This is a genomic window from Vibrio sp. V42_P2S4T144, from assembly GCF_009904715.1.
GTDB lineage: Bacteria > Pseudomonadota > Gammaproteobacteria > Enterobacterales > Vibrionaceae > Vibrio > Vibrio alginolyticus.
Genome location: NZ_WXWS01000675.1, coordinates 1 through 6,406 on the forward strand (window position 1 = coordinate 1; position 6,406 = coordinate 6,406).

Consider the following 6,406-nt stretch of genomic DNA (forward strand, 5'->3'; position numbering starts at 1 on the left):
TCTATAAATCAACCTCCAAGGATGAGAACTCAAACGTTATCAAATTGTTAACGGTTGCTATACTTAAACGGTCATCAACACAGGTAAAAGGGATGTTCAATGTTTAAGTTTAAGCAAATCGCACTTGCTGCTTCTTTAGCGGCACTCACAACAGGCTTTTCTGCGTCTGCGGAGGAAACGTTTGTCACGATTGGTACCGGTGGAGTAACAGGGGTTTATTATCCGACTGGTGGCGCTATTTGTCGCTTGGTTAACAAATCGCGAGAAGATCACGGTATCCGTTGTTCGGTAGAAAGTACTGGGGGATCGATTTATAACATCAACACTATTCGTGCTGGTGAATTGGACCTCGGTATCGCGCAATCAGACTGGCAGTATCATGCTTACAAAGGAACCAGTAAGTTTGAAGAAAGCGGGCCTTTTAAAGAGCTACGCGCCGTATTCTCCGTTCATCCAGAACCGTTTACTGTCGTTGCACGTAAAGACGCGAACATCAAAACTTTTGATGATTTGAAAGGTAAGCGCGTTAACATTGGTAATCCTGGTTCTGGTCAGCGAGGTACTATGGAAGTGCTAATGAACCAGTATGGTTGGAGTAACGACGACTTTAAGCTTGTCTCTGAGTTAAAAGCAGCAGAGCAATCAAAAGCACTTTGTGATAACAAAATTGATGCGATGATTTATACCGTTGGTCACCCAAGTGGAGCGATTAAAGAAGCCACTACGTCGTGTGATAGTAATATCGTAACGGTAGCTGGACCTAATGTAGAAAAACTGGTTGCAGACAACAGCTTCTATCGTGTCGCAAATGTCCCGGGTGGTATGTATCGTGGCACAGATAGTGATGTTCAAACCTTTGGTGTGGGCGCGACGTTTGTTTCTTCTACTGCGGTACCAGAAGATGTGGTTTATAACGTGGTTAAAGCGGTATTTGAAAACTTCGATGATTTCCGCCGTCTCCACCCAGCGTTTGCAAACTTGAAGAAAGAGGAAATGGTAAAAGACGGTTTATCTGCGCCTCTTCACCCAGGAGCGCTCAAATACTACAAAGAAGTAGGGCTGATTAAGTAAGCGTTACTTTCTCTTATTATTGATGTAAAACGCCATCTTTCTCGATCAATGCCACTCGTTTAACCGCGAGTGGCATATTTCTATTTCTCGTCATCCTGTACAGCGACGAAGGAGCGTGATACAGGATCTTCTATCCGAGCACTTTGTGATCAAAATTGTTTCATTAGCCGCTTAGTGTAGTGTTATTAGATTCCTAACCTCGCTAGAGTGACACAAAAAATCGTTAAGCTATCTGCATTAATCTTTCGCGCTAGCGTTTTTTGTAGGAGTGTTATCCACTTGTACAAGTTTTGCTTAAACATAAACATCAATGAAAAAGTAGATAGTGATGAGAATAGAAGAAAGAGCAACAAACCCTTTAACATGATTGGGATTCAGTTGACGAGAGACACGAGCTGCAAGATACCCACCTACCAACGTACCGACCAAAACAACACTACCTGTCTGCCAGTCAATGGAACCATTGGCAACAAAAATCACGATAGCAATGAGTGAAACACACGTAGATACGAGCAATTTCAAACCGTTCATTAAATTAATGTCTTGGTGACCAGCTACTACCAGATAACTCAGAACAATAACCCCTAAACCTGCGTTGAAAAAACCACCGTAAGCAGAGACACCAACAAGTAGTAAACCCAACGCAATTGCTCCGAGTATGCCAGCATGTTTGTGCTCTTTCGCGACAGTTTTGATTAGCATTGTTAAACGAGAACCGGTGAGAAAAAGCACGGTGGCAAATAAGAGTAACCAAGGGATAGCTTCCATAAATAGCGATTCTGGCGTGTTGAGCAACAGATATGCTCCGACAGCGCCGCCGACTAAACTGAATGAGACTGTGAACAGCAGTTCATGCTTGTTCTTCATGATCTCTTCTCTGAACCCGACGGCTCCGCTAATGTAACCCGCACATGAAGCATACGTGTTTGTTGCGTTAGCCATAATAGGAGGAACACCAACTGCCAATAGAGCCGGAAAAGTAATAAAGCTTCCGCCTCCTGCTATGGAGTTAATGATCCCACCAATTACGCCAGCAACGAATAAAAGTGCGAGTTCTAAAAGCATAAACAATCCTTGTTATGTTCTTTTTCATTGTTAGAGCTTCAGATGATCTAACCTACATGCTCTAATGTTCTGATATGAGGTTTACTTTACCCGCTCTAAAACAAAATTGTTCAGTTCTGTAACGTTTTTGATGACATGAACGGCTTTACTTTGAGAGTACCCTTCGAGGCGATACATAAAGTCATCATTCCAGAATGCGGGGCATTGCTGAAGAACTTTGTAGCTTTGTAACGTTCCTTTCAGTACCGAACTACCATCAGGCCAACCTTCAGGTTTTATGAATAGTCCTTTAAGGAGACGTTTCGTCACAAACCAATAGCTTACGGAGTATGGTAGATCAATATAAATGAGAGTATCGGCTGCATCTAAACGAGCGTTGAAAGAGCTGATCGGTCCAAGGCCATCTATAATCCAACGATCTGAGCTTAGTATATTGCTATGGGCTTCATCAAAAACGTTACGCTCAACGGGATCACCGTTTGGCTTATAGACTATTGAATCTAATTGATGAAGAGGAAGACCGGTAGCAGACGCGATTGCTTTACTTACCGTCGATTTTCCACTGCCGGGTTTACCAAGAACTGCTATTTTTTGCATTGTGACCGCCTCCAAGAGAGCTTTTCCCATACGGTAGAGACAGAAAACCCACCGCTATGGGTGGGTTCGATAAATACTGAGCGCATCAAAAAATCCCACCATTCCTATGGAATAATGATAATTCGTTGGTTAAGTTGCGCTAAGTGTGTGTTCATACAATCACCTTCATATAACGACAGTGATTTGTCAATACCATCTGCACAATAAGCGAACGATTTGGAGGGCGGAAGATAAAGCCATCACGATGGATGGCTTTATCTAGGTTGAAAGAGACAGCGATTACTGCTCAACGCTGACTGGCTGTGCTTTAAACTTTTGAATCAGCTTTACGATTAGTGGACTTGCCAATACCAATACAGCTAAAACAGTAAAGGTAAGGGTAATAGGACGCTCCCATAGGAAACTCAGTTCTCCATCTGAAATCATTAATGCGCGGCGTAAGTTCTCTTCCATTAATCCTCCAAGGATGAAGCCCAGCAATAAAGGTGCGAGCGGGAAGTTAGCGAGCCGAAGTGCAATGGCAGCCATAGCCACAATCAGCATCACGAACACATCCATAGTGTTAAAAGAGACCAAATAAACCCCGGTGATTGAGAAGAATAAAATCATCGGTAGAAGCACCGTTCTCGGAACCGCCAAAAGCTTTGAAATGTACGGAATTAATGGTAAGTTCAGGATCACAAGTACGATGTTGCCGAAGTACATGGAAATGATCACTGACCAGAACACATCTGGGTGTTCAACAAATAGGCGAGGTCCAGGTTGAATACCATAAGCGATCAGCGCACCGAGCATTATTGCTGTTGTACCAGAGCCCGGAATACCAAGCGTTAATAGCGGTACAAATGAACCACTAGATGCTGCATTGTTCGCAGACTCTGGCGCAACCAAACCACGGATACTGCCTTTACCGAACTCATCCTTTTTCTCTTTAGGTGCGAGGTTGCGCTCCATACCATAGCTTAAAAAAGCAGCAATGGTTGCCCCTGCGCCAGGAAGAACGCCAGTGAAGAAACCTAATATTGAAGAGCGAATTGAAACAGGCGCAACATCTTTGATTTCTTCCTTGGTCACTTTCATTGAGCCAATGTTGCTCAGCTTTTCTTGTTCTTCATCGCTGGTGTCTTTTGATGGTTTAAGAATGCCCATCAATGTTTCACCCAGTGCGAATGTCGCCATTGCAAGCAACAAGAAGCTAAAGCCATCCATTAAATCCGTTAAACCGAAGGTAAAGCGTTCAACGCCTACGCCTTTATCGATTCCAACTGTAGATAGCATCAAACCAAGAATGGTCATCATCCACGCTTTGATTACCTGACCTTTCCCCGCAAAAGCCGCGACTGCTGATAACCCAAGTAGCATCAACGCAAAATAGTCCGACGATTGGAAGCTAAGGGAGACGCTAGCCAATGCTGGTGCGGCAACAAGCAACATAATGGCAGATAACGTTCCGCCAGTGAAAGATGAATAAGCTGCCAAAGCTAATGCTTTACCTGCTTGGCCTTTTTGGGCCATTGGGTAGCCGTCGAATGCTGTCACCACGGTTGAAGAACAACCCGGCGCGTTGATCAAAATCGACGATGTAGAACCACCAAATACCGCACCGTAATAAACACCCGCCATCAAAATAAGGCCAGAGGAGGGCTCTAGGCCATAAGTAATTGGGATCATCAAAGCAATGGCTGAGATCGGCCCAAGTCCAGGTAACATGCCGATAAATGTACCGACGAAGCAGCCCACGATCACCATCATAATGTTCATTGGCATTACTGCGGTGGATAAACCTTGTAGAATTCCATCTAACATAATTCAGTCCTTTCTTTGACTACCAGATGGTGAAAATCAAACCCGGTTCGAGATAGATGTCCAAACCTTGAGTGAGTAATAAGTAGAACGCGATCACGAATGGAAACGACGCGCCAAACAGAACGGGTTTACGTCTTTCCCCGAGCAGATAAAAGCCAGCCAATAAAAAGAAGCCAGTAGCTATCACAAAACCTAAGTAAGTCAGGCCCACTCCGTAGAGCGCCATTAAAATTAAAAAGGCAATCAGTAACTTCCAATTGAAGGTCAGCACTGCGCCACTTTGTTTATCTGGTTGTCCTGTCACCAGCAATAGCAAAGAAAGGCCGACACCAACGTAAGTCAGGATGGTTGGCAGAGTACGTGCGGTGAATGGTTCATACTCATCACCTGGAAACAATGGAATCTGCGAGGTTTGATAACCGTAGCAAAGACAGAAGAGTAGAAAGATCATTGCGCCGACGCGGTCACGACAGAGCAAGTACTCTTTGGTGAAAAAGTTGGTTGAACGAGGCATATTCAACTCCTAACAAAAGTAAAAAAGACCGCATATGGACGTCAATGAATAAACTAAACCATTAACAATTAAGCATTTCGCTGCTAGTCGAGCCGCTTTGGGTATATAAACAAAGGAGTGTGCATGCCGATTGTCGACAATGTCCATATGCGGTGAAACTTAGAGTGCAAATACATGGGGAAATACCAACCTATGTTATTCATTGAGGTTGGTATCTGAGGGACCCCAATTCGACTGTTACTTCAGGAAGCCTAACTCGCGCATTAAGTCACCCATCTGTTGCTCTTGATCTTCAAGAAACGCGAAGAATGCTTTATCCGCTTTATAGTTGTCGATCCAACCATTGCGGTCTCGAACGACTTGCCATTCGTCGGTGTTATACATTTTAGTAAATGCGGCATTCCATTCATCTAGCTTTTCTTGGCTTGTGCCTGGTGCTGCAAAGAATCCACGCCAGTTAGCAAAGACAGTTTCATTACCATATTCGGTGAGAGTTGGAATGTTAGGCGCAGCTTCTAAACGTTTTGGTGCTGTAATCGCTAACACTTTCACTTGCCCAGACTTAGACATTTCGAGTACTTCACCTAACCCTGTAGAGAGCAGTTGTGTTTCGCCTGAAAGTAGGGCAGCCATGGCTTTTCCACCTGCATCATAGGCAATGTAACGAACTTTGCGCGCATCAAAACCTTCACCTTTGAAAGCCGCTGCTATAACCAAATGATCCATAGAACCACGAGCAGAGCCACCAGCAACCTTCACTTTACGAGGGTTTTCTTTAAAAGCTTTAACGACATCTTCCCAAGAGCTGTAAGGAGAATCGGCTGATGTAACAATGGCGCCATAATCGGCAACCGTTGCGGCAACAGGAGTCAAGTCGCGGAAAGATTGTGGGAAGATCCCACTGAGCGAGCGAACGACGATCGGTGTTGAGTTCACCATGAGTGTATCTTCTTGACGATCAGCCGTTTCAATCAAATGTGCGATTGCTTTGCCACCGCCACCACCAGATAGGTTTTGAAATGATACGGTTTCAACGATGTCCGACTTTATTAATACATCACCAGTACCTCGGGCGGTCATGTCCCAACCGCCACCGGCACCTCCAGGGATAAGAAAGTGCATTTTTTCAATATCTGCAGCAAGAGCGTTGAATGAAAATGAAGCTGCGATGATTGAAGCGGCGAGCGTTGGTTTGAGTACCTTTAACATGTTCACGTTCCTTATGTTAGCGACTCTATTTAGTTGAGCCTTATTGTTTTTGCTCAGTTGTCATGCCTTGTAAGCGTTAAAGCTGAACTTGGTGTAAAGGTTAATTAAGTGTTAAATATCTGTCTGTAAAAGAGATATAAAGAG

General features: G+C 44.1%; 6 protein-coding genes. 1 reads left to right on the forward strand and 5 read right to left on the reverse strand.

The window, feature by feature from the left end; all coding sequences use genetic code 11:
* Positions 1–99 precede the first annotated feature (99 nt).
* Positions 100–1,071 carry a TAXI family TRAP transporter solute-binding subunit gene (locus CAG68_RS21765; RefSeq protein ID WP_005388171.1) on the forward strand — a complete coding sequence of 324 codons (972 nt, stop codon included), beginning with the start codon at positions 100–102 and terminating at the stop codon, positions 1,069–1,071.
* A 294-nt stretch (positions 1,072–1,365) separates the two neighbouring features.
* Here CAG68_RS21765 and CAG68_RS21770 read toward each other — a convergent pair whose 3' ends face one another.
* From CAG68_RS21770 to CAG68_RS21790, 5 genes are all read right to left on the reverse strand, one after another.
* Positions 1,366–2,136 (reverse strand): sulfite exporter TauE/SafE family protein, encoded by a 771-nt coding sequence (locus CAG68_RS21770; RefSeq protein WP_054728528.1) that lies wholly within the window; start codon positions 2,134–2,136, stop codon positions 1,366–1,368.
* 81 nt (positions 2,137–2,217) lie between these two features.
* Positions 2,218–2,733: an adenylate kinase gene (locus CAG68_RS21775; RefSeq protein ID WP_161441652.1), complete on the reverse strand. Its 516-nt coding sequence runs from the start codon at positions 2,731–2,733 to the stop codon at positions 2,218–2,220.
* A 279-nt stretch (positions 2,734–3,012) separates the two neighbouring features.
* A complete protein-coding gene (locus CAG68_RS21780) occupies positions 3,013–4,539 on the reverse strand; it encodes a tripartite tricarboxylate transporter permease (RefSeq protein WP_005388177.1) in 1,527 nt (508 codons plus the stop codon).
* 19 nt (positions 4,540–4,558) lie between these two features.
* Entirely contained in the window at positions 4,559–5,053 is a 495-nt protein-coding gene (locus tag CAG68_RS21785) for a tripartite tricarboxylate transporter TctB family protein (RefSeq protein WP_005388179.1), read from the reverse strand.
* A gap of 237 nt (positions 5,054–5,290) precedes the next feature.
* Entirely contained in the window at positions 5,291–6,262 is a 972-nt protein-coding gene (locus CAG68_RS21790; RefSeq protein WP_005388181.1) for a tripartite tricarboxylate transporter substrate binding protein, read from the reverse strand.
* Positions 6,263–6,406: the final 144 nt, after the last annotated feature.

Coding starts and splice junctions, on each gene's coding strand:
- CAG68_RS21780 (WP_005388177.1), bottom strand. CDS start 4,539: ATGTTAGATGGAATTCTACAAGGTTTATCCACCGCAGTAATGCCAATG.
- CAG68_RS21770 (WP_054728528.1), bottom strand. CDS start 2,136: ATGCTTTTAGAACTCGCACTTTTATTCGTTGCTGGCGTAATTGGTGGG.
- CAG68_RS21785 (WP_005388179.1), bottom strand. CDS start 5,053: ATGCCTCGTTCAACCAACTTTTTCACCAAAGAGTACTTGCTCTGTCGT.
- CAG68_RS21765 (WP_005388171.1), top strand. CDS start 100: ATGTTTAAGTTTAAGCAAATCGCACTTGCTGCTTCTTTAGCGGCACTC.
- CAG68_RS21790 (WP_005388181.1), bottom strand. CDS start 6,262: ATGTTAAAGGTACTCAAACCAACGCTCGCCGCTTCAATCATCGCAGCT.
- CAG68_RS21775 (WP_161441652.1), bottom strand. CDS start 2,733: ATGCAAAAAATAGCAGTTCTTGGTAAACCCGGCAGTGGAAAATCGACG.